Below are 26,607 nucleotides of genomic sequence, written 5' to 3'. Positions count from 1 at the left end.
ATGATAACCTCCTTTGCGTACGTACTATTTAAATGGTTTGTCTCATAAACGTGTTACTATAGATATACCAAAATGAAGAAAAGGGGCTCGGAATGTTTATACGAACTGAAAATTTTCAAACATTTATCAGGCTTTACCCCGTTGTCACCTTTATATTGGCTTTGCAAGCTGTTCTCTGGCTGTTTTTTTCACTTCCTGCCCATTCAGTCGTGTTATGGAGGGATACCGTCACAGGCTATAATCTAGGTGTCGCAAACGGTGAATGGTGGCGGCTGATCACACCGATTTTGCTGCACGCCGGTTTCACACATCTGCTGTTTAATTCCATGTCCATCTTTTTATTTGCCCCGGCTTTGGAACGCATGCTGGGAAAAGCGCGTTTCCTTCTTGTATACGCCGGCTCCGGCATCATCGGCAATATCGGCACTTATGTTACAGAGCCGCTTGATTACGTGCATGTCGGTGCTTCAGGCGCAATTTTCGGGCTATTCGGCGTGTACCTGTTTATGGTTCTTTTTCGCAATGAGCTAATAGGGCAGGAGCATTCCAAAATGATCATCACACTGCTCGCATTTGCCGTTCTCATGTCGTTTATCAACTCCAATATTAACATGATGGCCCATTTGTTTGGACTATGCGGCGGGTTTCTTCTTTCGTTTTTATGCGTGCAAAAAAAAGAGCGGCGGTATTAACCGTCCGCTTTTTCATATGAGTACCACTTTAAAATGAAGGCTGCATCCTCTTCACCTACATCCCTCACCGTTAATTCTTCCATATGGCTCGATGATTTCACCGAAGTAGAAATGGTATACAAGCGGCCTTTCTTTTGGAAATAGGATTGGCTGAACTTGCAGACCTGCATTCGTTTTTTCAGTACAATGGCGGTTGTTCTGCCTATAAATCTAGACGTCAGCTGAAGACGGTCCCCGTTGATCGTCCATGCAGCCTCTTTATACGCGAGATAGCCGAAGAACAATTCTATCGGCAGCAGGATGGCTGACAGATAGCCCCATGGCTGAAAGAAGATACATAACGGGATGATCAAAAAGAGTGAAAAAATGACAGAACGGAACAAATAGCGTTTCAACGCGCGCCGCGGCAGGCGGCGGCAGTTTTCTTCCAGCGTGTATTCCGGCGTAAATGTTCGGAGCATGTGCGGAAGCTTTTTTTTATGAATCATTGGAAAGAGAATGGTCAAAGCGCCTTCTTCTTTTTCCCGGTCGCCGCCTCCTGCGCTGACGATGGACACCGTTACAAAGCCGAAAAACTGGCGAATGATATTTTCTTTGATTTTAATGGCTTGTATTTTTCGCAATGGAATCGTGACTTGATGTTTTTCAATAATTCCCCTTGAAATCACCAGTTCCTGCTCTTTTTTTATGATTTGAAAGTTCGCGTATCTAAACATCATGCCCGCGATGCTGAAAATCCAGGCGATAAATAAACCGATAAAAATCAGTACCGCGTAAATACCGATGCTGGCGTGCTGAAGGAAGGAAAACTTATCGAATAACCAATCCATTGGCAGCACTTCATCAAGCTGGGAAATAAGTGCAAATACAGCGGAGATAATGACTCCGATTCCGCCGGAGGTAGAAGCGGCCATGAGCAATTCTTTCGCGTTCATGCGATAGTGCTCTTGCACCTCAACGGCCGGAACCAACTCCTCTTCAGCTTCAAGCCGTTCTTCATCAAGTTCATTTTCTCGTCTTTGCGCTTTTTTCTTAAAGACAGCTTCTTTGATGCGTTCCGCTTCTTCAACAGAAATAGCAGAAAGAACGGCTTCTGCCTCCTTGCCTCCGCCTGCTGTTTCAATTTGCAGCTTCACAAGCTTAAAGATTTGCTGGACAAGGCCTGCGCTCGTATTCATCGTTTGAATCCGATCAATCGATATGTATCGCTTTTTCGTAACAAATAAGCCTTCTTCGATTCTAAATTCATCATCTTCAATTCGATAGGTAAACCTTCTCCATTTGATAATGCTTGCCGCTACAAGCCAGATGAATAGCACACCGAGCGCAATGGCTCCGTAAAAACGGACAGTATGGTTTGAATTGACAATATACACAAAAAAGAATGGCAGAATGATATTTTTTATCGTTTGAATAATGGTATGGCATAAATTCAAAATGACTGCTGCCGGGTGCAGGCGTTTCGGTTCAGACATCATCGTCAGTCACCCTCGCCAGACGGGAAATGGAGTCTCTCAGCCGATCCGCTTCCTCCATCTCTAAAGCGGGGATCGAATGAACGGTCGCGGCCGTGGAAATTTTCACCGTTGCCAGGTTGTATTTTTTTAATAATGGCCCTTGTGACGTATCGACGTGCTGAACTCTGACCATCGGAACAATCACACGTGTTACCACAAAAATACCTGACTGAATATCTATTTCATGTTCATGGACTTCATATCGCCACACCTTATGACGGACCTTCGGAATGATAAAGACCGTCACAATCGATCCCAGCAGCCAAACTGCGCCGAGCACGCCGCTGATCCAGTACGGCCAATGAAAATAATAGCTTAACACTGCAACTGCAATGACAATAAGTAAGCAAACAGCGGATATGATGATCTCTTGAAGTCGCCAAACCTTTAATCCGTCTGGACTGATTTGGTTTTTTGGCTGCTCTCTCAAAAATACCTACCTCCCTTTTTTTCGTCGTTATTTATACGTCTCTTTTACAGAAAGGTTTCATTCTTAAGCATACAGAGAAAAATGACTTCCGTCAGCTGAAAGTTTGCTGAATAACAAATCGCGAACATAAAAAAGCCCAAAACATCATGTTTTGGGCTCTGAATCGATCAAATTAGTAAGATTTTTTCTGGCGTCTGTCACCTGAAGAACGGCGATCGTTTGAACGCTTTTTGTCATAGGAAGAACGGTTGTTGCTTTTCCCTTTTCCGCCGCGGTAGCCGCCGCCTTGTCCGTCTCTGCGTTTAGAAGAGCGCTGGTTCTTGTAGCGTTTGCTGACCATCGGCGCTTCGTCTGTTAAGCGAACCGGTGTGTCGTCTGGCTCTTTTGTAGCCATTTTGATAGCCGCCGCAACCACTGTTACTGCATCATGATCTTCAAGCAGCTCAGCTGCCGCTGTCATGTAGAAGTTCAGGTTGTTTTCACTGATTGTTGTGCGAAGACGTTCAACAGTAACCTGCTGCTGGCCTTCTAACGCTTCATCAAGTGTAGGCTCCTTCATGCGGTCCATTTTGCGTTTTGTTGTTTGTTCAATTGCGCGAAGCATGCTTTTCTCACGCGGTGTAATGAACGTCATTGCCATACCTGTTTTTCCTGCACGGCCCGTTCTTCCGATACGGTGAACGTAGCTTTCAGGATCTTGAGGCACGTCGAAGTTGTATACGTGTGTAACACCTGAGATATCAAGTCCGCGAGCGGCAACATCAGTTGCGACTAGAACTTCGATTGCGCCTTCTTTAAATTTACGAAGCGCAACCATACGTTTCGCCTGCGTTAAGTCACCGTGAATTCCTTCAGCTGCATATCCGCGAAGGTTCAGGGCTTCAGCCAGCTCATCGACACGGCGTTTTGTACGTCCGAATACGATCGCAAGCTCAGGAGACTGAATGTCAAGAAGACGAGTCAGTGTATCGAATTTTTTGCGTTCTTGCACTTCCAAATAGAACTGCTGAATGTTAGAAACCGTCATTTCTTTCGCTTTTACTTTTACGTGTTCCGGCTCAGTCATGAAGCGCTCTGCAATGCGTTTGATCGGCGCAGGCATTGTGGCAGAGAACAGAAGTGTCTGATGCTCGCTTGGCACGTTTGAAAGGATAGATTCAATATCGTCAATGAATCCCATGTTCAGCATTTCATCCGCTTCATCCATTACAACGGTATTTACGTTGTTTAAACGAATGGTGCGGCGGTTGATGTGGTCAAGAAGACGGCCAGGTGTTCCGACAATAATATTCGGATTCTTCTTTAACGCCCGGATTTGCCGTCCAATATCCTGTCCGCCGTAAATAGGAAGAACCTTCGCACGTTTATCTTGTCCGATTTTATACAATTCTTCAGATACTTGAATGGCTAATTCACGGGTTGGCGCGATTACGATTGCTTGAATATTAGGAGACTCGGGGTTAATTTTTTCAACAAGGGGTATACCAAACGCAGCTGTTTTACCTGTACCTGTTTGCGCTTGTCCAATGACGTCTTTATTTGAAAGTCCGAGCGGTATCGTTTGTGCCTGAATCGGTGTTGCTTCTTCAAATCCCATACGATTAATTGCTTTCATGAGATCAGAACTTAAATTAAAATCTTGAAACGTTATAGTCAAATTATTCAAACTCCTTCTAATTGCTGTTTCAGTAATGTCGTGATTTACCACTTATAAAACTGCCCTTTAGACAAGAAGGACAGGATCCATCCGTATACAAAGCCCGAATTACTTTAAGTTTTATCTTACCATTACACTATTTGTTTTTCAATAAGATGAGAAGCAGATCGGCATCTCGAATATGCCGGCTGCTGCTCCATCCGCTCCCAAGAATCCAGCGGAGAACTTCGGGTCACGATGAAAAGTCCGGACGAATATGTTCGTATCGCGAAATAACCTATATATATTGTATCATAGCCGCAGCCGGCCAGATATACATAATTTTCGGCCGGCATACATTAGTGTTTGCACATCATGTTATTTTATGATGCAATATGCGTTTTTTCGCAAAATATTTTCTTACGAAAGCGGGCTCTCTATTAAATCTTTAACGATTTCTTCAAGCTTCATACCTCTGGACGCTTTGAATAAAATCAAATCGCCTTTTAATGCGTTTTCCTTCACAGCTTGGAGGAGATCTTTTTTCTCAGTGTAATGGCTGACGCGGTCTTTCTCAAAGTGTTTCAGGGCGCCTTCCGCGATAAAAGCTCCCAGTTTTCCGTACGTAAAGACGCGGTCAATTTTATCAGGGCTGATCACAGCGCCGCACTCTTTATGGAACGTTTCTTCAAGATCGCCGAGTTCAAGCATATCACCGAGCACGAGCATTTTTTTGCCGTAGCCTTCGAGGCTTTCTGTCAATTGAATTGCAGCTTTCATGGAAGTCGGGCTCGCATTATAAGCGTCATTGATTATCGAAAGGCCGCTTTCTGTTTTGATGAGTTCAAGTCTCATCCCGGTTACCTTTAGACCGCTCAGTCCTTTTGCCGCATCCTCAGGCGCGATGCCAAAATAAGTCCCTGCAGCAATCGCTGCCATGGCGTTCATCACATTGTGCTTGCCGAGTATCGGAATAAAAAACGTTTTTTCTATCCCTTTGATTGTAAAATGGGTTCCTTCCTCACTCTGGCTGACATCCTGAAGCTGATAATCATTATGCGCTCCCGTCCCGTACGTTTTCGTCTGGCAGCTGTATGCATTTTGAAGTAGCGGTTCGTCCCCGATATAAATCAGCACTCCGTCTTCTTTAAGCCCGTTAATGATTTCAAGCTTCGCCTCTGCGATGCCCTCTCTAGAGCCGAGGTCTTGCATATGCGATTCGCCGATATTCGTAATCACTGCCGCATCCGGGTTTGCCAGGCGGCTCAAGAGGTCAATTTCTCCTTTGGCGCTCATTCCCATCTCCAATACGGCGATCTCCGTATTTTCAGGCATCGCTAAAACTGTCAGCGGCAAACCGATATGATTATTGAAGTTTCCTCCTGTTTTGTGGACACGGTACTTGGTTCCCAGTACAGCGTGAATCATATCTTTTGTTGTCGTTTTGCCATTGCTTCCGGTTACTCCGATGACACGCGTGCCAAGCTCCTGCAAATAGGCTTTTGCAAGCTGCTGAAGTGCAGTAAGGGTATCGTCCACTAAAATGACGGCGTGATTCTCGGGCGGATTTGGTACTGACCGATCCCAAAGAACAGCCGCTACACCAGCTTCAAAAGCCTGCTCCACAAAAGAGTGGCCGTCAAAACGTTCCCCTTTCAGCGGAATAAAGAGCTGATGTTGTTCCAGTTTTCTTGTATCGGTTGCCACTCCATGAATGACTGTTTGTTCATATTGCGGATTTGTTAGTGTGCCTTTAACCATTTCGGCAATGTTTTTTACTGTTCGCTTAATCAAGTAAGGTCCCTCTCTTTCTTTTGTATATACGGGAAAAAACACTGCCCTTTTACCGGCAGTGTCCTTCTTCATTAGAATGTATGCTTAATCAATTGTTTTTCAGCGTGGCGTTCTTTTGCAAGCTCCACAAGCTGTTCAATCAGGTCAGCATATTCCACTCCGGCTTCTTTCCAGAGCAGCGGGAACATGCTGAAAGGTGTAAAGCCAGGCATTGTGTTGACTTCATTGATCAGAACTTCGCCGTCAGCTGTCAGGAAAAAGTCCGCTCTGACGAGTCCTGAACCGTCGATCGCTTTAAACGCTTTGATCGCCATATCACTGATTGTTGCGTATTCCTCATCAGTCACAATCGCCGGAATCATCAGATCAGTATCTCCATCCTCATATTTCGCTTTGTAATCGTAGAAATCTGTCTTCGGTGCGATTTCTCCCACAACAGAGCATTTAGGATCATCATTTCCAAGAACGCCGATCTCAATCTCGCGGCCGTTAATTCCTTCTTCAACGACGACTTTACGATCATATTGGAAAGCAAGCTCAAACGCTTTTTGCAGTTCTTCACGGTTTCGGCATTTGCTGATTCCGACACTTGAGCCGAGGTTCGCCGGTTTTACGAAGCAAGGGTAGCCTAATTCCTGTTCAACCTGCTCACAGCTTTCTTTCGGAGAACGAGTCCAGTCTTTCTTAAGGAAAGCTGCGTATTTAGCCTGAGCAAGGCCAGCCTGAGCAAATAAATGTTTCATGACAACTTTATCCATGCCGGCTGAGGAAGCAAGCACTCCGTTGCCGACATAAGGAATGTTCAACAGCTCGAGCATTCCCTGGATCGTACCGTCTTCTCCATTCGGTCCGTGGAGGAGCGGGAATACGACGTCGATGGCTTCATTTTGCTGTGACGCTTCCTGCGGAAACATCTCCTGGTTCAAGGCAGCTGGAGAAAAAGCACTGCCTCCTTGCTCAAATTGAAGCATTTTCACATTTGAAACAGGCTCAGTTAAACGGGCGCCTCTTACCCATTCGCCTTTTTCTGTTATATAAATCGGATGTATATCAAACTTCTCAGTATTTAGCGCTTTGATTACAGCCAGAGCCGTCTGCAGGGAAACATTATGTTCTGCCGACTTTCCTCCGTACACTAATCCTAGACTTGTTTTCAATGGATACTCCCCCCACTACAATTCATCTTTACTATCTTATCATTTTCACCGGAAAATGATCTAATTATTTTTGGGCATGCTGATGTTGAATGCATTTGTATGTAATTCCTTTTTATTTTATATTAAAATGGCATTGAAAAGGAGATGTGACATATGAAAAAAATCACGACAAACGAACAATTTAATGAACTGATTCAATCTGATAAAGAAATCATTGTAAAGTTTTATGCTGATTGGTGCCCAGACTGCACACGCATGAATATGTTCATCGGCGATATTTTGGAAGAGTACAACCAAAACGATTGGTATGAGCTGAATAAGGACGAGCTTCCTGACCTGGCTGAAAAATACCAAGTAATGGGCATTCCCAGCCTACTTATTTTCAAAAATGGTGAAAAAACAGCTCACCTTCACAGCGCCAATGCCAAAACGCCTGAAGAAGTGACTGAATTTTTATCTGAACATATAAGCTAATTCGTTAAACAGCCTTATTTTATGTCGTCAGGCTCTACATGAACATGAACATGAGTGACATCGTGTTCATGTTTTATTTTGTCTTCTACTTCATCCGCCACTCCATGGCCTTCTTCTACTGTAAGCTTCGGATCAACCGTAATGACCATCTCGATATGAACTGTACTGCCTAAATACCTCGCTTTCACATCCTTTAGGCGATGCACATTTTCGATCCTGCCGACGGTCTGTTTGTAAGGCTCAAGATCTTTTAAATGGAAGCCGTCTGTTAAGGAATGTGAAGCGTCTTTAAAGATATCCCACGCTGTTTTGCAAATGATGATGCCGATGATAAAAGCCGTTACCGGATCAATCCACGGCAGCTTCAGCTGGGACGAAAAAACACCGATAAACGCGCCGGCGCTTACAAAAGCGTCTGACCTGCTGTCCTTTGCCGCTGCCATCAGGGCAGAGCTTTTAATGGACGCTGCCAGCCTTTTGTTATATAAATAGATGCCATACATAAACACAGCACTGCCTAACGCCGTCCATGCCGCGATAAGATTTGGTGTTTCCGTTGTGCCGCCCGCAATCGCTTTTCCTCCGCCGATTAACACTTCAATGCCGACTGCCATCATAATAAAAGACGCAACAAGAGACGAAATTGTTTCAGCCCGATAATGGCCGTATGGATGATCGCTGTCAGCCGGTCTTTGAGAAATCCGCAATCCTATCAGCACTGCTACTGACGCAACAATATCTGTTCCATTATTTAACCCGTCTGCTCTCAGCGCTTCAGAATGATATAGAATCCCGATGACTAGCTTTACAACAGCAAGAATGACATATGCAAAAATATTGAGGAGCGCCCCTTTTTCTCCCTTTTTCAGATTTTCTGTCCGCTCCATTGAATACCAGCCTCCATTCTATTACATAGTATGGTTCAAAACATGAAAAATAGCAGGGTGCGTTCAATGAAGCGGAATATTTCGACAGCAAATTATTGCCCGGGAAACTTTTTGTCGATTTGTTGAATGTTTGTAAATTAGCCAAGAATAGGACTCTTTTCATCTTTACAGGCTATTGCGGACATTGTATACTGAAGTTAATTGATAATGATTATCAATATCGTTTGATTGGAGGTTGGTGACACAATGACACCTCAGTCTGCAGAAATCAGAAAAAAACAGCTCATTCATCTGTTAATACAGAATGGTATATACAAAAAGTCAAAGCGTCATCTGTATGAATTGTCGCTGACGGAGTTAGAAAGTGAATACAAACATGTCAGGAGGGCGCCGGAGCATGCCGAAGCGTAAAGTGAAAACTTACCAACAGCTGATCCAGGAAAACAAAGAGGCGATTATGGGCAATCCAAAGCTGATGAACGTTATTTATGACAGAATTGACCGCAAGCATCAAAAAAATCTGCAAGAGCAAAACAATACATAAAAAGAGCCGGCTAGGCTCTTTTTTTATGACTCAAACGCTTCAGCTGCCAGCTTGTGTATCACGGCGTCATCCATCGGCGGGTTGTGAAGACCGGCGCGCACATCACGGTAATAGCGCTGAAGCGGGTTGGTTCGTTCCAGGCTTTTGGCCCCGACAATTCTCATCGCTTTATCAACAACAGACAGCGCAGCGTTTGTGACGATATGCTTAGCCGCACCGAGCTCGCTTGTCAAGTGTGGACGCCGCTCCGGATCGTCATACAATTGAGCGATATGGAAAAGAAAGTGTCTGGCATTGAGCAGTTCAAGCTCCATTTCGCCTGTTCTTTGCTGTACGGCCGGGACATTCTTGATCGGTCCATTCAAGCTATTTGGAGAATACTCAGATGCAAATTGCACTGCATAGTCACGAGCAGCTTGAGCAACACCAAGATAGATCGCTGGAATGTGAAGCAGCCAGCCATTCGGCTTAGCTCCGCGAGGCCCTTGAAGCAGTTCCACCAGCTTATTCTCATCAAGCATGACTTCGTTCAGTACAAGGTCATGGCTCCCAGTCGCCCGCATCGCCATCATATCCCACGTTTCTTCAATCGACAAGCCGTGATCATCTTTATGAATGAGAAACACGCCTGTTGTTTGTTTGTCTTCAATCCATGCGGTTACTAAAAAATAATCCAGTGCTTGAGACATCGTCGTAAAGGTTTTTCTCCCGTTCACTGCCCATTTGCCATCCTTTTTGACGGCGTGTGTACCGGGACGCCCTCCTCTTGTCGGGCTTCCGGTTTTCGCTTCAGTCGCCGCCCTGTTAATGACAGCTCCGTTTTGGACTTCCTTGGCAACAAATGCAAATACGTCTTCATCCCAGCTGTTGCCTTCTCCAAGCTCCCCGATCACGCTCAAATGCCAGCCGATACTAAGAGCCGTCGGAGCATCTCCCCGTGCAAGCCGTTCTTGAAACAAGAGCATATCGTAAACAGAAATGCCCCCTCCGCCATGAGATGCCGGCAATGTTAATGCTGTATACCCAGCATCACGCAGTTTTTGTATTTTCTCTGCAGGAAAACGTCCCTGTTCGTCATCTTCAGCAGCTGTTTGCTGAAATTCATCCGCAATCCGTCCGATTTTCTCCATCCATTGCCGTTGTTGATCGTTTTGTATAAATAATGACATCCGGCAGCCCCCCAAGTTTTAATTCCGATAAATTTAATATGTATTATAGATTTCCTGCTCTTTTTCCGCAACTGTTAATCTTTTTGTCCAGTATAGAAAAACACGCCGTTCCCCAAGGGAACAGCGCGATTACACAGGATTTGCATCCCGGTCTTGTTTCATGCCGAGATAAATCAGCATATATGTCAGGTAACCCATCGTCATCACCAGGCCGCCAAAGAAAAAGCTCGAGAAAATCGGCTCTTCAAAAGCGGTCACTGCGGCCAACACAATCCAGCTGGCATACAGATAGATGATAAAATAGCGGATGCCCGTCTTCATTTTATATATCATGTACAGTCCCACGAGAGAAAACAACCCAAGCGCGAGCCTGAAATAAACAAGATGTTCAAACTGAAACATGAATGACACAAATGAGAATCCAAGCAGCAATACAATCGGTAAAGCGGTAATAAAGTTCCTCAATCGAGACACCTCCGTCAGTACCTTTAGTATAAACCAAAATATCACTTGATATTGATTTACGTGAGCTTTTTCACAAAAATGTCATTCCTTGCCTTTAGACCCGAACATCCCGTTTACAGAAGCACCACCAGCCAACAACGATGAAGAATATGGCATGTATGATGAGAATGCCAATTGAAAACAATGGCGTCATGCCTGAAAACAACGCTGTCTCTCCGCTTCTGTATTGCGTAAAGTCAGTGTTCGCAAAAAGCAAAAAGCTGCCCCACTTGTTTTCAAACAACTTCATGAGCTGAACAAGTGTACTCGCTCCGTATAAAACGACAAAAGAAACAACAACTGCTACCGCGCTATTGCGGAACAGCGAAGAACAAAGCAGCCCGAATAATCCCATCATTACAGCTTCAAGCCAGTTTGACCCGATCAGCGCCAAGGTGTTGACCAGCAATGTCTTTGATTCCGCAGTCACCGATGTGCCAAAAAACACGAGACCGAATAATAATGCGAGAATGTAGTATGCCAGATACAAATAGAAGCTGACCATCACGACTGTGATTAATTTTGACCAAAAGACCTTTTGGCGTTTAACCGGACGAATGAGCAAAAATTTGATCGTCTTTTTATCAAATTCCATCGAAACAATTGTTGCTGCAATTACGATCGTTAAAGCCTGCAGCAAAATGTTCAGGCTCGGTGTATACGATAAATAGCCGATGAAGTTTTCATCTGTTCCGGCACTGATGACAATCCGTTTAATGATCAATGCCATGAAGAATTGAAAGACAGCCATCAGGATAAGGGAAACCAAAGTGACCTTCCGATTAAAAAGTTTCATATGTTCATTCCAAATCAATTTAGACAAGCTCTTCTCCCTCCTCTTGATGAGCTGTTGTCGCTTTTATAAATTCGTCTTCCAGTGACTGTGTGTAAGGTGTAATGGAAAATACATTCAGACCTTGTCCGACAAGTGATCGGTTCAGCTCCGGTATGTTTTCTTTTGCCACCTCAACTACAATCGTCCCGTCTTGGCTCTCAGCTTGATATTGATTGCCTGTCAGCCAATTGAGCGCTTTTTCTTGCGGCTGCACTTCTATAATCGCTTTTTCTGTGGTTTGATCAGTTCCTTGTAAGCTGACTTCCGCTTTGATCTCACCTTTTTGAATGATGATGACACGGTCGCACAAGTCTTCAACCTCCCGCAATAAATGAGTGGCGAACAGGACAGCTGTTCCTTCCATTTCTGCGAGTTCCTTAATATGATCGCGAAAATCCTTCATCCCCGCAGGATCGAGGCCGTTTGTCGGTTCATCTAGAATGAGAAGCTTCGGCTGGTGAAGAATTGCCTGGGCGATTCCCAGACGCTGGCGCATCCCAAGGGAATAGGTTTTCACCTTATCATGAATCGCTGACGTCAGCCCGACACGTTCCACCACTTCATCAAGCCGTTCATCCGCTATTTTTTTGTGCATATTCGCAAAGTGCTTGAGGTTTTCCCAGCCTGTCAGGTACGGATAGAACTCAGGGTTCTCAACAATCGCTCCAACCGCTTCCATCGCTTTTTCAAACTCTGTATCATGCTGGAATCCGCTGATTGTCACGCTTCCGCTGTTTTGTTTCAGCAGCCCGACGATGATACGGATGAGTGTTGTTTTTCCGGAACCATTCGGACCGAGAAGGCCGATGATTTCACCCTCCATGACGTCCATGCTGATCTGTTTTAAAATCTGTTTAGACCCAATCTTTTTATCGAGGCCTTCAATATGTAAAATCGGCTCAGCCATAAAGCCTTCCTCCTTTTTCGACAAAAAATAAACAGTGCCTAACATTAGGCACTGTTTGTATTATAGCATTTGTTGCTTCCAAATGTTTGGTTAAACCGATGATGAGCGTTTGCTCCGACTGTTTGTTCTTTTCAGTTTCTGTAATGATGACAGGCATTGTCACCTGTTGTGTTCACCACTGTGCGAAGCAATGCCAAGCTCCGATTCCGAGTCTTAATTCCATGCACCGAACAGGCAGGCCGGCAGATTGAGGCACACTCATTATTCGATTTTAAACTACTTTTTATCGCTATTCTCTCGGGGTCCTTTAGACCTATCTTCCTTGTTGGTGACATCCAGAATATCAAGGAGAAACACAAAGATCGGAATCCCGATAATTAAACCCCAAATGCCGAAGAAGTGTTCAGAGAAAATGAGTACTGTGAAGGTAAAAAAGATTGGCAGCTCTGTTTTCGCCGACATCAGCTTCGGGTTTAAGAAATATGTTTCGATCGCATGAATGGCGAATATGACAAGAACAATGTAGAGCACATACATTCCGCCGCCAGTGCTGTAGGCGATAATGCTGAGCGGAATCAGGGAAATGACGACGCCTGCTACAGGGATCAACCCAAGGAAGAACACCATAATCGAAAGCCCAAACAGCTGCGGAAAATGCATAATCCAAAGCGCGATAAACGTCAGAATACAGTTGACGAGCGCAATGATAAATTGAGCCTCGAGCACCTTGCCGAACGTTCTTGCAAATTTGCTTCCGAAAAAAGCAATTTCCTCATAAAAGACCCTCAGTTTGCTCGTTTTAAATTTCGCCATGAATTCAGAAAGCCGTTTTTTCTCAAATAAGAAAAACATGCTGAGAATGAGCGCCATCACGACCTGCAAGCCGAATGTGCTGATATCGGCCAAATACGTATACACTACATTGAAGCCCTCTTTGACATATGAACTGATGTTAATATCTCCGAAGACACTGGTGATCTCATCAAAGAAAGGGATGCTGTCAGGGTGATACGCAATATGTTTAATCTGCTTTACCAGCTGCTGGATCTGCGCCGCGACGACCGGATAAAACACAAAGCCCCCGACTGTAAGCAGCACAGCCAGCAACATGTAAAGAAACGTAATGACAACCCGCTGGCTCACGCGGAAGAACTGGCTTACAAACTGCCGCACGACAAGCTCCAAACGATCCATTAGAAATGTGAAAATGAAGGTAAGCAATATTAAGTTGATCATGCTCTTAAATAGATATAACACACCAGTTAACACGACAAAGATGGAGAAACGCCTTACTCCCGGGTGCTGAAAAAATTTAACTAAAGCGGCCATTTATACACTCCTGTTAGGACAAACGTCCTTCATTCAATATAGTATCCATTTGTAAATTATATAACAAAAAAATGCTGAGGTCTCTGTCCTTACCTTAATAATTCTTAAACAATTAAAAAAACGGCCCCATGGATGGGCCGTTCTTTTTTCAGACTGCTGTTTTCATTTTTTTCATGCCTTCAACAGCCTCTACGCTTTTTGCTTCATCAAATTCATTTTCGCTTTTGGCAACAATGATCGTGGCGATTCCGTTTCCGATCAGGTTCACAATGGCTCTTCCTTCACTCATGAAACGGTCGACCCCGAGCAGGAGTGCAAGACCCTCCAGCGGAATGACCTGCAGCGCTGACAGCGTTGAGGCAAGGACGATAAATCCGCTTCCCGTCACACCTGCCGCTCCCTTCGATGTCAGCATCAGAACGAGGATAATCGTAATTTGCTGGCCGATGCTGAGGTCTACTCCAAACACCTGTGCCAGAAAGACAGTCGCCATTGATAAATAAATGGATGTGCCGTCGAGGTTAAACGAATAGCCCGTCGGAATAACAAGCCCGACAACTGATTTGGAACAGCCGTAGCGCTCCATTTTATCCATCATACGCGGAAGCACCGATTCGGAAGAGCTTGTGCCAAGCACGATCAGAAGCTCATCTTTAATGAAGCGAAGGTAATTCCACAGGCTGAATCCGTAAAGCTTGCAGATGATATTTAAAGCAACAAATACGAACAGGAACATCGTAATATAAACAGACATCATTAAGCTTGCCAGCGGTTTGATGGAATCGAGCCCGAAGTGTCCGATTGTATACGCCATCGCCCCGAATGCCCCGATTGGCGCGGCACGCATAATGTAGCCGATAATTTTGAAAAAAACGTGAGAAACCTTGTCGAAGAAATCAATGACGCTTTTCCCTTTTTCACCTAATGCCGCAAGACCCACTCCGAAAAGAATAGAAAAGAATAAGACCTGCAAAATGTCCCCTTTTGCGAAGGCATCAACCATGTTGGATGGAACAATGTGTGTAACAAATTCAATCCAGTCGATTCCCTGACCGCCATTTTGCGTGTATTGTGATACATCTCCCTTTTCAAGCTTGCTGTAATCAAGACCCGCACCCGGCTTCATAATATTGACGACAAATAAACCGATAATGAGTGCGAGGGTGGTGACAACCTCGAAATAGATAAACGCTTTTCCCCCTACTTTTCCAACCTTCTTCATATCGCCCATTTTTGCAATCCCGAGAACGATTGTGAAGAAAATGATTGGTGCGATCACCATTTTAACAGCGTTGATAAATGTATCGCCAAGCGGTTTCATTTCTTTGCCGACATCCGGCCAGACCAGCCCGACAATGACCCCGATGATGACCGCGGTTATGACCTGAACTGTTAAATTTTTAAACAGTTTCATATCCTTCATCCCCCTGTCCTATTCGCCTTTTGTGTCTTTCTTACTAGAATGATAGCGTTTTCATAACGTCTGGGGAAGTTTATGATCATAACGGACATTTTGGTCTTTTTGGTCTCAGGTTTATCCTTTTAACACGTAGCGGTTGACCGGCCGGCCGACTCCGCCGTATTGAACGTCCAATTTGATGATCCCGGTTTTTTCTAAGTAATCAAGATATCGTCTGGCTGTCACTCTGGCGATGCCGAGCGCCTTGGCGACCTCTTCAGCAGAAAGGGATGCGGTTTGCTGTTTCAAAAAAGCAGTGACTTCATTCATCGTGAAGTGATTCAACCCTTTCGGCAGATCCTGTACGGCCTGCTGCGGAATATTCAGGATCGCATCGAGCTGTTCCTGGGACAGCGTATCATTCGCTTCGATTTTTTGTTTATATTGCTTGTACTTTTCGAGCGCCTGTCTCATTCGCTCAAGCTTAAACGGCTTTAAGATATAGTCAATCGCCCCGTTTTGCAGCATGAGTGAGATCGTTTCCTTGTCTTTTGCAGCGGAGACGACAATGACATCCACTTCAAGCTTTTGCTTTCTGATCTCCTGCAAGGTCTTGATGCCGTCTTTTTTCGGCATGTACACATCGAGAATGACGAGATCTGGCTGTTCTTCTTTAATCAGCTTCATGCCTTCCTCTCCGTTTCCTGCCGTTGCACAGACAGTAACGCCTTTAACAGTTGTAATGAAATCCTTATTGACCTCTTGAACCATCGGATCGTCTTCAATGAGCAGAACCTTCCATTCTTTACGAGCCATGCTGTACTTCCTCCCCCTTCATTGGAAAAACGATAGAAAAAGATGTCCCCTGCCCCGCATGTGAATCAACTTCTATCGTGCCCGATCCTTTGTCTATGATTTGTTTCACTAGATACAGGCCATAGCCTGTGCCGCCAGTTTTATTGACCGTAAAACCTTTGTCGTAAAGGCGAGGCATATGTGCCGGATCAATTCCGCAGCCGTTATCTTCTATTAAAATAGCAAGGATATCATCTGTTTGTTCGATACTAATGTCAATTCGTTTGTCTTCAGATTGAACGGTTTCAAATGAGCCGAAGGCATTTTCAATCAGATTCCCCAAAAGCACGACAATATCATGCTGATCAACATGCTCGGGAAATTGCTGAAGGCTGCTGTTTTCATCTATATGAACAGCAATGCCGAGCTCTCTTCCCCTCCTGATTTTACTTAATAGAAGGCCTGCCGCAGCGTCATTTTGAATCGAGCGGTGCAGAAATTCAGTCACATTTTCCTGCTCAGTTGACGCCTGGAATGCAAGCTGCAAGGCTTTTCCAGATTTCCCCAGCTGGATGAGACCGGCGATCGTGTGCAGCTTATTCATATGCTCATGGTTTTGGACACGGAGCGCCTCCACAAAGTTTCTGACACCAGTCAATTCCTCTGCCATCTTGGCCGCTTCCGTTCTGTCCTGAAAAATCGCAACGGCGCCGATCACTTTTTTCTTCATGACGATCGGAATTCTGCTGCTCATGATGACTTTTCCGCTGACACGAATTTCTTCATTATAAACCGCTTTGTTCCGCTCCACGATTTCGGGCAGGCGCGAATCCTTGAGAACCTCCCAAATCACCTTGCCGATCAGATCCCCATGCACTTCAAAGATCTGTTTCGCTTTTTCATTGAAAATCGTAATGACGAGCCGATTGTCAATGGCGATCACCCCTTCATTCATCGAGTGAAACGTCGCTGTCCGTTCTTCATACATTCGGACAATCTCATGGGGTTCAAGCTGAAACATTTGTTTTTTGATATGGCGGGCCAGCAAAAAGGAACCAGCAAGGCCAAAGCCGAGTGTCAGCACAACGATGAAGGCGATATCACGCTTTAAATGAAGCAGGATGTCAGCGATCCCCGGCAGCGTTTTTCCGACAAGCACCACGCCTATTTGGTTCAGGTCTTGATCCTTAACCGGATAAAAAGCGCGAACCGCCGTGCCGATCTCGCCCTTTGCTTCAGAGAAATAAATGTGCTCCGCAAACGCTGCCTCCTCGTCTGCACCTTCTGATTTCTTGCCGATGCTTGTGCTGACAGGATGCGTATATCGGATGTGATTCATATCCATGACGACAATATAGTCTGCTTCATTAATCATCCTGATTTCTTCAACCGCATGGCGAACAGCTTCTGTTTGTTTTTTTCGCGCCAAGGCTTCTTTCACTTCTGTCATCTCTGACACCGTCCGGGCCGTATTCATCAGCCGCTTTTTCAGCTCCCGCTCCTCTGTATGCTGAATGTTGCCGATGAGCACAATGCCGCCGATCAAAAAGGAGAAAATGACGAGTATATAGGATAAGATCGTGATTTTCCAACGGATTGAGAGCTTCTTTTTGTTCATCAGCTTCTCCTTTCAGGTCTTTACGAATGTCATTGCCCCCATTATCCTTAACATAGGGGAGGGCTTTTCATGAAGAGTTTGCTTGCATGTCTCGCACTGATGATCGCTGGAATTGCAACCGCTTTATTTATCGGATTCCATGATCATACAGGCAATAAAAAGGCTGTTTATGATGACGACCAAGAAGGCCTGCAGGATCAAATCGTGTTTAAATTCAGCCACGTGGTTGCTGAAAATACGCCAAAAGGGCTGGCCGCCAATAAATTCGCTGATCTGGTGAACGAAAAATCAGGCGGGAAAATAAAAATAGAAGTATTTCCGAATGGAAGCCTGTACTCGGACATCGAAGAAATTGAAGCATTGCAAAACGGCGATGTTCAATTTATCGCCCCCTCCACATCGAAGCTCGGCATGCTCTCGCCTGAATGGGGAGTGCTGGATCTGCCGTATGCATTTACAGATTACAACGCCGTCAAAAAAGGGTTGAACGGAAGCATCGGCACACAGCTGTTTGATTCTCTAAAGAAAAACCAATTAAAAGGACTGGCCTATTGGACGAACGGCTTTAAGCAAATCACAACAAATCAAGGGCCGGTCAAAACACCGGATGATTTAAAAGGGCAGGATCTGCGCATTATGCAAAGCGATGTGATTGAGGACCAGTTCAAGCTGCTTGGCGCAACACCTCATCAGGAATCCTTCAATTCTACCTTTCAGCTGTTAGAAAACAATGTAGTCGATGGCGAAGAAAATACAATTTCAAACATCTATTCTAAAAAATTTTATAATGTTCAGGACTATTTGACAATAAGCAGCCACGGTTATCTCGGCTACGCTGTCATGACTGATGAACACTTCTGGAAGGCGCAAACACCAGAAACAAGGCGCATTTTGACTGAAGCGATGAAGGAGACGACGGAGTGGAATGAAACGTATGCCGAACAAATGAACAAGGAGCAGCTGGAAGAAATCAAAAAGAATTCTGCTATACATATTTATGAGCTGTCAGATAAAGAGAAACAAGAATGGATGAAGCGTCTTGACCCTGTTTACCGGCAGTATGAGCCCATCTTTGGCCGGGAGCTGATCCGGGAACTGTTGGAGCTGCGAAAAGATTCATAGTTCCCATCTCGATACGCTGTTTTTCGTTTATCTTTCTATCGATCGGAAATATAAAAAGAGATAAACGAAAAAGGAGATGGGTACATGTTTAAGCACACAAAAATGCTGCAGCATCCTGCTAAACCAGATCGTCCAGATCCATTATTCGCTAAAAAAATGCAAGAAATTTTAGGCGGGCAATTCGGAGAAATTTCAGTTGCCATGCAGTACTTATTTCAAGGCTGGAACACAAGAGGAAATGAAAAATACAAGGACTTGCTGATGGATACGGCAACTGAGGAGCTCGGGCATGTTGAAATGATCGCAACGATGATTGCCAGACTTCTTGAGGATGCCCCTCTTGATCAGCAGGAAAAAGCTGCTGAAGATCCGGTCATCGGCTCCATCCTAGGCGGCATGAACCCTCACCATGCGATTGTATCAGGACTTGGCGCCATGCCGGAAAGCAGTACAGGCGTACCTTGGAGCGGCGGTTATATCGTAGCAAGCGGAAACCTGCTGGCAGACTTCCGCGCCAACCTGAATGCGGAATCTCAGGGCCGTCTGCAGGTCGCACGCCTGTTTGAAATGACGGATGACAAAGGCGTCAAAGATATGCTCAGCTTCCTGCTGGCGCGTGACACAATGCACCAGAACCAATGGCTTGCCGCCATTAAAGAATTAGAAGCACAGGAAGGTCCGGTTGTGCCGGGTACATTCCCGAAAGCGCTCGAAAAACAAGAGTTCTCACATCAGCTTATCAATTTCTCTGAAGGCGAAGAAAGCGCCGAGCAAAACTGGCTGAATGAAAAAGCGCCGGACGGAGAAGCCTTTGAATATGTGAAAGAAGCAAAAACGTTTGGAGAAAAACCGGAGTTAAAACCAGCACCGCCTTTTGTTCATAATACACTTCCGGGACGCGAGTAAAGAGACAAGCCCAAAACATGATGTTTTGGGCTTTGATTATGCCTTCAGAACCGTCCAGTCTGGTTCGTACCGGATATCAGGGTTATGAAACAGATCGTGAACGAACGGTTTATCCTCTTCGTACACCGTCACCTCTATCGAAAGAATTACAGCCTTCTGATCGTTTTCCTCGTATATGCTGTCATGTTCGTTCTCCATAAAATGATCATAGGCTTCTCTGTTTTCCCATACACTGATGATTTCTGCGGTGAGCGGCTCGTCTATCGTTTTTCGCCAGCCGCCGGCCTGTTTGATAAAGCCGCTTATATGCGATAATGCTTCCCACTGTGACTGCGCTTTTGCAAATGCTTCAGCGTTTGCAGCGTCTACTTCACATATCATCTTTTTGATTAGCATGGCTGCTCCTCTATGATGACGGTTTCGGCTTGTTTATGCTCCACACAGAGATTAACCGTTCTGACATAAGAGCGTGTGCGGTGAACCGTGCCTTTCGGGATCAGCAGGCTGTCATTTGCTTTGAGCACCGCGGTTTCTTTGTCCTTAAAATCGATCAGCAGCTCCCCTTCAAGAACAATAAACAATTCGTCTGAGTCAGGGTGATGGTGCCAGTCATATTCTCCCGTAAACACCGCAAGGCGCACGCAGTGGTCGTTGACCTCTGAGATTGAAAAATTGGCGTGCTTTTCTTTGACTTCATTTGCGATGGCGAGCAAGTTTTGCATCTTGGACATTAGCGAAAACCCCTTTTTCACTTATTGTATCGCAATAGCGGCATAAATTGAGAAGATTCCCAAAAAAAGCGATCCAGCTGATGTGCCGGATCGCTTTTTTATTTACAGGTTGTCTGCCTTTATGCTTTTGATTAGTCGTTGTTGCGGGCGTTTCCGCCTTTTGAGCCAATTTCTTGGTAGAATTCTTTATCATGATTTTTGCTTGTTGCCTCTCCGCCTTTTCGGCCGATTTCTTGATAGAATTCTTTATCATGATTTTCGCTAGTGGCTTCTCCGCCTTTTTCACCGATTTCTTGATAGAACTCTTTGTCATGGTTCTTGCTAGTGGCTTCTCCGCCTTTTTCGCCGATTTCCTGATAGAATTCTTTGTCATGGTTTTTGCTGGTGGCTTCTCCGCCTTTTTGACCAATCTCTTGATAGAATTCTTTGTCATGGTTCTTGCTTGTTGTTTCTCCGCCTTTTCTACCTGCTTCTTCTCTGCTCATTTTGTTATTGTCTGCCATTTTGAATTCCTCCTTTAATTGGTGTTGGTTGTTGTATTCCCGCTCACAATTCTTTTAAACAAACAAAACACATTGGGTATGTTTCCACTAAAAAAAGCAGGCGGATCGCGGTGTCCGTCTGCTTTCTGCTATTCCATCTCTCGTTCTGTTTCTTTCAGTCGTTCAAGAATGCGCCTCTTTTTGTACAGCATCATGCCTGTCTCGGTAATGTCGTTTAATGTTGAGCGATTGGCAGCGGCGCCAAAAACCATTCCGGCAACCGGCACCATCTGGAAAAGTTTTTTCCAGCCAAACGTGTCTCGATAGCCCAAAACGACTTCTCGCCAGCCTTGGATTTGAGAAGCGACATTCTTATATGTACGGTCTTGATCGTAGTGTTTTAATTCCTGCAAAATCGATCTTTTGCCGACAACATCAGCCGACGTAAGCTGCAGGCATTTCACAATGAAGACTCGTTCTTTTTTCTCCTTTGGGTCATAGCCGTATGCGACTGCGATATCCTGTAATGTTTTTAGTGATAAGCCAAGCACTGCCGGAATGTCTGCCGCCAGCGTAAACACGCCGCCCACACCGGTTGTCGCGCCTTGAACGGTTGCTGCGTTGGTTCTGTTTTTGCCCATTCCTTCCGCAATTTCATCCATGACAGAAAGAGGCGCCTTCCGGATGTCCTCCAGCGATTCAAAGATCTCCTCCGGCAGTTTCTTTTGAAATATCCTGATAATCTGTTTTTCAGATGTCAGGTACTGTCCGCCTGTTTGAACAAAGCTGCCGACCTCATCCAAGAGCTTGCCGATCTTTTTCTGGATGAATTCCGGTGTCAGCTTGTCCAGCAGCTGAAACGGGAGACGGCTGAGCTTTTCCCAAAACCAGACTTTTTGCTGATCTTTTTCCCATTTCTCTATCTCTTTTAATTGCTGATGTAAGTCTTCTTTTCGTTCTGTTGGCACCCAATCCGCACTTCCCTTCCGTTTTTTCTACTATATAGTATACCTTCATTTTTTCGGATGCGTTTTTATTTTTCGCCTGCGGGTACCATTTTTATAAAAGGAAAAGGAGTGATGGACATGCCTTGGTCGATGAAGGATTATCCTGCTTCATTAAAAAATCTTGAGAAGCCGGTGAGAAAAAAGGCGATAGACATTGCGAATGCGATGATTGATGAAGGCTATGAGGAAGGGCGCGCGATTCCAATTGCGACAAGCAAAGCGAAGGAATGGGCGGAAAACGCCTCTCCAGATGAAATTGACGATTTCCTGACGCATGATGATGAGACAGAACGCGATGCTGATCCAAGCAGCGGCAGCGGCCCCGAGCTCATGAATAAAGCAGAACATGTTATTAAGCATAAAAAAGGCTGGGCAGTCAAAGCCGAGGGCGCCAAACGTGTGTCTGAAATCAAGGATACAAAGAAAGAAGCGATTGAACGGGCAAAGGAAATCGCGGCGCATAAAGGCACTGAGGTCATTGTTCATTTAGCTGACGGCAGTGTGCAGAGAAAGATTAAAACAGGATCATAAAGGAATATGTTTTCAAGTGTTTCGAAATGATCAGGAGCGGTTATTGATTGGTAAATCATTTATGAGAGGTGATCATGATGCTTAGCTTTTTGGTTTCATTAGTTGTTGCTATTGTTATCGGATTAATTGGGAGCGCCATTGTAGGAAACCGGCTGCCGGGAGGAATTTTCGGCTCTATGATTGCCGGGCTGATCGGCGCTTGGATCGGGCACGGACTTCTTGGCACATGGGGACCGAGCCTCGCCGGCTTTGCTATTTTCCCTGCCATCATCGGGGCAGCCATCTTCGTATTCTTGCTGGGCCTTATATTCCGCGGGCTGCGGAAGGAAGCCTAGACTCATTAGATACAGAAGGCATCGTTTCGAACTGAAACGATGTCTTTTTATATGGGACCTTATCCCGAATCCCTACATATCATGTTACATAACAGGGAAAAATTCAGAAGTGTATTTTGAACATTTTCGGTTGACAAGAAACCGGGATGGTCATATGATGTAGATAAAATAATTTGCCTTAAGGAAACTCTTTGTTGTACGGCAAAAACAAACAGAATTCAGGTGAGACATGATGAACAAGGACATCACAGCACAATCTCCCCGTTCCAAAGCCGTCCAAGATGCGCTTGACGGGAAAATCAGAGGATTCAGAGGGCTGCTCCCTTTTCTCGGCCCTGCATTTATAGCAGCCATTGCCTATATTGATCCCGGCAACTTCGCAACGAATATTTCGGCGGGTTCTAAATACGGATATATGCTCTTATGGGTGATCTTATTTTCTAATATCATGGCCCTTTTAATTCAATCCCTATCCGCCAAACTCGGTATTGCGACAGGCAAAAATCTGCCTGAGGTTGCCCGTGAAGAATTCCCGAAGCCTGTCTCGATCGGATTATGGATTCAGGGCGAGCTTGTCATTATCGCAACTGACCTGGCGGAATTTATCGGAGCGGCTCTGGGACTGTATTTGCTGTTCGGCATTCCGATGCTTGAAGCGTCTATTATTGCGGCGATCGGTTCTTTCGCGATATTGGAGCTTCAGCGCCGCGGTTATCGCTCACTTGAAGCCGGTATTGCCGGTATGCTGTTTGTGGTCGTGATCGCCTTTGCGCTGCAGACCTTTTTCGCAAAGCCTGATGCCGTGTCAGTGATGAAGGGCCTTTTTGTCCCGGCGTTTCATGGCACCGACAGTGTGCTTCTTGCAGCGGGTATTCTTGGCGCAACTGTTATGCCGCACGCCATTTATTTACACTCTGCCCTTACACAGCGGCGGGTGGTTGGCAAAACTGATGCAGAACGGAAAAAAATCTTTAGGTTTGAATTTATTGATATTTTAATAGCGATGCTGATTGCAGGGGCTATTAATGCAAGTATGCTGATTGTGGCTGCCGCATTATTCTTCAAAAACGGCCTGTTTGTTGAGGATCTCGACGTCGCATTTCAGCAATTCGGACATCTTGTCAGCCCTATGTCTGCGGCTTTGTTCGGGATCGGGCTGCTCGTTGCCGGTCTATCCAGTTCGTCTGTCGGCACACTTTCAGGCGACGTGATTATGCAAGGATTTATCAACTACCGCATTCCGCTGTATGTACGGCGTTTTATCACGATCATTCCGCCGATCTTGATCATCGCGTCAGGAGTTAATCCGACGACCGCTCTCGTACTGAGCCAGGTCGTGCTGTCCTTCGGGATCGCCTTTGCCCTCATTCCGCTTATTATGTTTACAAGCAATAAACGGATCATGGGATCTCTGATCAACGCCAAATGGGTCACAGTGGTGTCTTGGCTGATTGCTGTATTGATCGTTGCTTTGAATGTGTTTTTAATTGTAGATACGTTTCGATAAAAAAACCGGCTTCTAAAGCCGGTTTTTATTTTTTTGCAAAAGCTCATTGATACCCTTTTTGACAGAAATTTGTTATGATAGAAGAAAAATCGGAGTTTTGATGATGTCAGTATTTATTCTGTTTTATTTGTGGATTGTTCCTATTGTTATCGGCATTTTATGTTCTGTTGCTGCCCATAAATCCAAGGGAAAAATGAGAGTCGCGCCCGGCATTGCCATGATCGTGCTCAGTATTATTTCCCTAATCACGGCGTTTACGGCCGGACACACAAATTTCCACGTGTTTATCGGCGGCATGTTTTTATTCGGCACCTTCTTGGTCGGTTCTGCTTTTCCTTTCTTCTTCGGGCTGAAGAAAAAAGAAAAATAACCCTATTATGAGAAGAAGTCTGTAAGATTTGATAAGAATAAACATACAAGGACAAATGCATCTCATTGCTTTGAAACAAGATGCATTTGTCCTTTTGTCTGTTTCGAGAATGGCGAAATCAGTTCCTAATACATACACCGATCATTTTATGAATTCAAACATGTTATAGCTGAAAATACGTTTTTTTAGAATAACCGTTTCAAACTTTTCTTCAGTGACGGCATTTCAAATTTTTGGTTTTCGAAGAAGTTTTTCAGCATGTACTTGCTAAAGCCTTTCGCCTGCCCGTAGGTGATTTTGCCAGGCAGCGGCGGTTCGTTTCCAATCATGACATCCACTACGACCGGTTGGTCAGATTGCAGCGCCTTATGGAAAGCCGGCGCAAGCTCTTCCGCTTTGGTCACTTTGATGCCCTTTGCTCCGCAGCTTTCTGCAAATGCGGCATAGTCGACATTTTGAAGTTTTGTGACATAGTCGATATTGCCTTTGACCTGCTGCTCGTACTCAATCATGCCGAGATTTTCGTTGTTTAAAATGACGACTGTGATCGGGAGCTTATATTTGACGGCGGTCGGAAGGTCCTGCATGACCATGGAAAATCCCCCGTCACCGCAGACGGCGATCGCCTGGCGTTCCGGTTCGGACAAGCTTGCTGCAATCGCTCCCGGCAGGCCGCAGCCCATTGTCGCAAGCCAGCTGGAAACGATGAAATCCTGGTTCGCGTTCATTTTGAAATGACGCGCCATCCAGACTGTCACAGTGCCGACATCTACAGAGAGCACCGCATCATCGGCTGCCGCTTCCTGAAGACGGGCCACGACCTGCTGAGGTTTAAGCGGTGTTGTGGCCTCTGTCTCATCTTTTTCAATTTCGTTCCACCAATGCTGCATATGTTCTGTGCAGGCATTCAGGAATCTTCTGTCTTCCTTGCGTTCAATATACTCTGTCAATTCGCGCAGGCCGAGAGCCGAATCGCAGACAAGGCCCGCTGTCACCGGATACCGTTTTCCGATTTTCGCCGGGTCTGAATCGAGCTGTATCGCCGGCGTGTCATCAGGCAAATAATCACGGTATGGGAATGACGTTCCGAGCATGATTAATAAATCACATTCCTCCATTGCCTCGTAAGCCGGCTTTGTTCCGATTTGCCCGAGGTTGCCGAGAAAATGCGGGTGCTTATCGGGAACAACACCCTTTGCCGGGAGTGTAACAACGATCGGAGCGGCGGCTTTGTCCGCAAATTCTAAGAGCTCCCGTTTCGCCTTTTTCATTCCCTGCCCTGCCAGGATAATCGGCTTCTTAGCGTTATTAATATATTGGGCGCAGGTGACGAGCTGTTCTTTTTTCGGTTCAAGGTTCCCTTCAATATACACTGGTGAAGTATACACGGGCTCCCGTTTGATTTTCTCCGCAAACAAATCATCTGACACGCTCAATACCGCAACGCCTTTTTTGCTGTAGGCGGTCCTGATCGCCTGATTTAAGAGATCCGGAAGTGATTCTGCGCTATGTACCTCTCTGTTGAACACAGCCACGTCCTCAAACATTTGCTCCAGCTTGATCTCCTGGAAATAGTCCCGTCCGACTTCGCCAGAAGAAACCTGTCCTGCAATCGCCAGCACAGGGGCGCCGTCGGCTTTAGCATCATATAAACCATTTAATAAGTGCACCGCTCCCGGCCCTGCGATTGACAGACAGACTCCGATCTTGCCGGTGAGTTTTGCTTCAGCCGCGGCTGCCAGTGCCGCTACCTCTTCGTGGCGGGTTTGAATGAACTTCAGTTGATTTCTTTCGTGTCTTAATTCTTCAATAAACTCATTTATACTGTCTCCGGGGATGCCGTATACATGATCAACTCCCCATTGCTCAAGCAGCTCTGTCATTACTTGTCCTGCAGTTTTATGTGCCATAACGTATCCTCCTTTTTCC

At 45.4% G+C, this 26,607-nt stretch carries 30 protein-coding genes; 11 read left to right on the top strand and 19 right to left on the bottom strand.

What is annotated here, in order from left to right; translation table 11 throughout:
- Nucleotides 1-92 precede the first annotated feature (92 nt).
- Nucleotides 93-692: a rhomboid family intramembrane serine protease gene (locus NSQ12_RS02700; RefSeq protein WP_003246687.1), complete on the top strand. Its 600-nt coding sequence runs from the start codon at nt 93-95 to the stop codon at nt 690-692.
- Here NSQ12_RS02700 and NSQ12_RS02695 read toward each other — a convergent pair.
- The 5 genes from NSQ12_RS02695 to NSQ12_RS02675 form a co-directional block, all read right to left on the bottom strand.
- Nucleotides 689-2,170, bottom strand: a complete 1,482-nt coding sequence (locus tag NSQ12_RS02695; RefSeq protein ID WP_339175842.1) for a PH domain-containing protein — start codon at nt 2,168-2,170, stop codon at nt 689-691. The two genes, NSQ12_RS02700 and NSQ12_RS02695, sit on opposite strands and share 4 nt — an antisense overlap.
- Nucleotides 2,160-2,639 (bottom strand): PH domain-containing protein, encoded by a 480-nt coding sequence (locus tag NSQ12_RS02690; RefSeq protein ID WP_003234318.1) that lies wholly within the window; start codon nt 2,637-2,639, stop codon nt 2,160-2,162. Before NSQ12_RS02690 ends, NSQ12_RS02695 begins: the two co-directional genes overlap by 11 nt.
- Before the next feature lie 172 nt (nt 2,640-2,811).
- Nucleotides 2,812-4,296 (bottom strand): ATP-dependent RNA helicase CshA, encoded by a 1,485-nt coding sequence (gene cshA / locus NSQ12_RS02685; RefSeq protein WP_003246685.1) that lies wholly within the window; start codon nt 4,294-4,296, stop codon nt 2,812-2,814.
- A 399-nt stretch (nt 4,297-4,695) separates the two neighbouring features.
- Complete coding sequence (gene murF / locus NSQ12_RS02680; RefSeq protein WP_198878992.1) at nt 4,696-6,069, bottom strand: UDP-N-acetylmuramoyl-tripeptide--D-alanyl-D-alanine ligase; 1,374 nt, start codon at nt 6,067-6,069, stop codon at nt 4,696-4,698.
- A 71-nt stretch (nt 6,070-6,140) separates the two neighbouring features.
- Complete coding sequence (locus NSQ12_RS02675; RefSeq protein WP_014475870.1) at nt 6,141-7,226, bottom strand: D-alanine--D-alanine ligase; 1,086 nt, start codon at nt 7,224-7,226, stop codon at nt 6,141-6,143.
- Between the two features lie 153 nt (nt 7,227-7,379).
- Here NSQ12_RS02675 and NSQ12_RS02670 point away from each other — a divergent pair, with 153 nt between their 5' ends.
- Nucleotides 7,380-7,700: a thioredoxin family protein gene (locus NSQ12_RS02670; protein WP_003234326.1), complete on the top strand. Its 321-nt coding sequence runs from the start codon at nt 7,380-7,382 to the stop codon at nt 7,698-7,700.
- Nucleotides 7,701-7,714: 14 nt separating this feature from the next.
- Here NSQ12_RS02670 and NSQ12_RS02665 read toward each other — a convergent pair whose 3' ends face one another.
- Nucleotides 7,715-8,587: a cation diffusion facilitator family transporter gene (locus NSQ12_RS02665; protein WP_014475869.1), complete on the bottom strand. Its 873-nt coding sequence runs from the start codon at nt 8,585-8,587 to the stop codon at nt 7,715-7,717.
- Between the two features lie 246 nt (nt 8,588-8,833).
- Between NSQ12_RS02665 and NSQ12_RS02660 the strand changes: the two genes are divergently transcribed.
- Nucleotides 8,834-8,998 (top strand): Fur-regulated basic protein FbpA, encoded by a 165-nt coding sequence (locus NSQ12_RS02660; protein WP_003225157.1) that lies wholly within the window; start codon nt 8,834-8,836, stop codon nt 8,996-8,998.
- Nucleotides 8,952-9,131, top strand: coding sequence for a Fur-regulated basic protein FbpB (fbpB, locus tag NSQ12_RS02655; protein WP_010886410.1), 180 nt, complete (start codon nt 8,952-8,954; stop codon nt 9,129-9,131). Before NSQ12_RS02660 ends, fbpB begins: the two co-directional genes overlap by 47 nt.
- 23 nt (nt 9,132-9,154) lie before the next feature.
- On the opposite strand, the gene NSQ12_RS02650 is transcribed toward fbpB, so the two are convergent.
- The 8 genes from NSQ12_RS02650 to dctS form a co-directional block, all read right to left on the bottom strand.
- Nucleotides 9,155-10,300: an acyl-CoA dehydrogenase family protein gene (locus NSQ12_RS02650; RefSeq protein WP_134155737.1), complete on the bottom strand. Its 1,146-nt coding sequence runs from the start codon at nt 10,298-10,300 to the stop codon at nt 9,155-9,157.
- 129 nt (nt 10,301-10,429) lie between these two features.
- A complete protein-coding gene (locus NSQ12_RS02645; RefSeq protein ID WP_003225151.1) occupies nt 10,430-10,765 on the bottom strand; it encodes a hypothetical protein in 336 nt (111 codons plus the stop codon).
- Nucleotides 10,766-10,859: 94 nt separating this feature from the next.
- Nucleotides 10,860-11,627: an ABC transporter permease gene (locus NSQ12_RS02640; protein ID WP_015715273.1), complete on the bottom strand. Its 768-nt coding sequence runs from the start codon at nt 11,625-11,627 to the stop codon at nt 10,860-10,862.
- The gene (locus NSQ12_RS02635) at nt 11,620-12,546 is read right to left on the bottom strand and encodes an ABC transporter ATP-binding protein (RefSeq protein ID WP_198878991.1); all 927 of its coding nucleotides are present in this window, start codon (nt 12,544-12,546) and stop codon (nt 11,620-11,622) included. Before NSQ12_RS02635 ends, NSQ12_RS02640 begins: the two co-directional genes overlap by 8 nt.
- Nucleotides 12,547-12,822: 276 nt before the next feature.
- On the bottom strand, nt 12,823-13,875 hold the full coding sequence (locus NSQ12_RS02630) for an AI-2E family transporter (protein WP_003246523.1): 1,053 nt from the start codon (nt 13,873-13,875) through the stop codon (nt 12,823-12,825).
- Between the two features lie 148 nt (nt 13,876-14,023).
- Complete coding sequence (gene dctP / locus NSQ12_RS02625; protein WP_014475862.1) at nt 14,024-15,289, bottom strand: C4-dicarboxylate transporter DctP; 1,266 nt, start codon at nt 15,287-15,289, stop codon at nt 14,024-14,026.
- Nucleotides 15,290-15,409: 120 nt separating this feature from the next.
- Nucleotides 15,410-16,090 (bottom strand): two-component system response regulator DctR, encoded by a 681-nt coding sequence (gene dctR / locus NSQ12_RS02620; RefSeq protein ID WP_014478888.1) that lies wholly within the window; start codon nt 16,088-16,090, stop codon nt 15,410-15,412.
- Entirely contained in the window at nt 16,080-17,687 is a 1,608-nt protein-coding gene (dctS, locus tag NSQ12_RS02615) for a two-component system sensor histidine kinase DctS (protein WP_339175837.1), read from the bottom strand. The genes dctR and dctS overlap by 11 nt, the downstream gene beginning before the upstream one ends.
- 69 nt (nt 17,688-17,756) lie before the next feature.
- Here dctS and dctB point away from each other — a divergent pair, with 69 nt between their 5' ends.
- The gene (dctB, locus tag NSQ12_RS02610) at nt 17,757-18,809 is read left to right on the top strand and encodes a C4-dicarboxylate TRAP transporter substrate-binding protein DctB (RefSeq protein WP_163190398.1); all 1,053 of its coding nucleotides are present in this window, start codon (nt 17,757-17,759) and stop codon (nt 18,807-18,809) included.
- Between the two features lie 84 nt (nt 18,810-18,893).
- The gene (locus NSQ12_RS02605; RefSeq protein WP_015715268.1) at nt 18,894-19,715 is read left to right on the top strand and encodes a manganese catalase family protein; all 822 of its coding nucleotides are present in this window, start codon (nt 18,894-18,896) and stop codon (nt 19,713-19,715) included.
- A 36-nt stretch (nt 19,716-19,751) separates the two neighbouring features.
- On the opposite strand, the gene NSQ12_RS02600 is transcribed toward NSQ12_RS02605, so the two are convergent.
- The 4 genes from NSQ12_RS02600 to NSQ12_RS02585 form a co-directional block, all read right to left on the bottom strand.
- On the bottom strand, nt 19,752-20,111 hold the full coding sequence (locus NSQ12_RS02600; protein ID WP_339175833.1) for a YdbC family protein: 360 nt from the start codon (nt 20,109-20,111) through the stop codon (nt 19,752-19,754).
- Nucleotides 20,105-20,446 (bottom strand): cupin domain-containing protein, encoded by a 342-nt coding sequence (locus tag NSQ12_RS02595; RefSeq protein ID WP_003246564.1) that lies wholly within the window; start codon nt 20,444-20,446, stop codon nt 20,105-20,107. Before NSQ12_RS02595 ends, NSQ12_RS02600 begins: the two co-directional genes overlap by 7 nt.
- 131 nt (nt 20,447-20,577) lie before the next feature.
- Complete coding sequence (gene gsiB / locus NSQ12_RS02590; RefSeq protein ID WP_003246542.1) at nt 20,578-20,949, bottom strand: glucose starvation-inducible protein GsiB; 372 nt, start codon at nt 20,947-20,949, stop codon at nt 20,578-20,580.
- A gap of 128 nt (nt 20,950-21,077) precedes the next feature.
- Nucleotides 21,078-21,896: an EcsC family protein gene (locus NSQ12_RS02585; RefSeq protein WP_017697016.1), complete on the bottom strand. Its 819-nt coding sequence runs from the start codon at nt 21,894-21,896 to the stop codon at nt 21,078-21,080.
- 117 nt (nt 21,897-22,013) lie between these two features.
- On the opposite strand from NSQ12_RS02585, the gene NSQ12_RS02580 reads away from it, so the two are divergent.
- The 5 genes from NSQ12_RS02580 (at nt 22,014) to NSQ12_RS02560 (ending at nt 24,847) form a co-directional block, all read left to right on the top strand.
- Complete coding sequence (locus tag NSQ12_RS02580) at nt 22,014-22,466, top strand: DUF2188 domain-containing protein (protein ID WP_080528941.1); 453 nt, start codon at nt 22,014-22,016, stop codon at nt 22,464-22,466.
- Between the two features lie 77 nt (nt 22,467-22,543).
- The gene (locus NSQ12_RS02575) at nt 22,544-22,801 is read left to right on the top strand and encodes a GlsB/YeaQ/YmgE family stress response membrane protein (RefSeq protein ID WP_003246519.1); all 258 of its coding nucleotides are present in this window, start codon (nt 22,544-22,546) and stop codon (nt 22,799-22,801) included.
- A gap of 229 nt (nt 22,802-23,030) precedes the next feature.
- Nucleotides 23,031-24,308, top strand: coding sequence for an Nramp family divalent metal transporter (locus NSQ12_RS02570; RefSeq protein ID WP_032680356.1), 1,278 nt, complete (start codon nt 23,031-23,033; stop codon nt 24,306-24,308).
- 103 nt (nt 24,309-24,411) lie between these two features.
- A complete protein-coding gene (locus NSQ12_RS02565; protein ID WP_009966591.1) occupies nt 24,412-24,678 on the top strand; it encodes a hypothetical protein in 267 nt (88 codons plus the stop codon).
- Between the two features lie 28 nt (nt 24,679-24,706).
- On the top strand, nt 24,707-24,847 hold the full coding sequence (locus NSQ12_RS02560; RefSeq protein WP_128992274.1) for a hypothetical protein: 141 nt from the start codon (nt 24,707-24,709) through the stop codon (nt 24,845-24,847).
- Between the two features lie 16 nt (nt 24,848-24,863).
- Here NSQ12_RS02560 and NSQ12_RS02555 read toward each other — a convergent pair whose 3' ends face one another.
- Entirely contained in the window at nt 24,864-26,588 is a 1,725-nt protein-coding gene (locus NSQ12_RS02555) for a pyruvate oxidase (RefSeq protein ID WP_198878990.1), read from the bottom strand.
- Between the last annotated feature and the right edge of the window lie 19 nt (nt 26,589-26,607).

Origin of the sequence: Bacillus sp. PS95 (genome assembly GCF_037963565.1) — a bacterium.
Lineage (GTDB): Bacteria > Bacillota > Bacilli > Bacillales > Bacillaceae > Bacillus > Bacillus subtilis.
The sequence above is the reverse complement of the archived record's forward strand: the minus strand, read 5'-3'. Positions and strand labels throughout refer to the sequence as shown.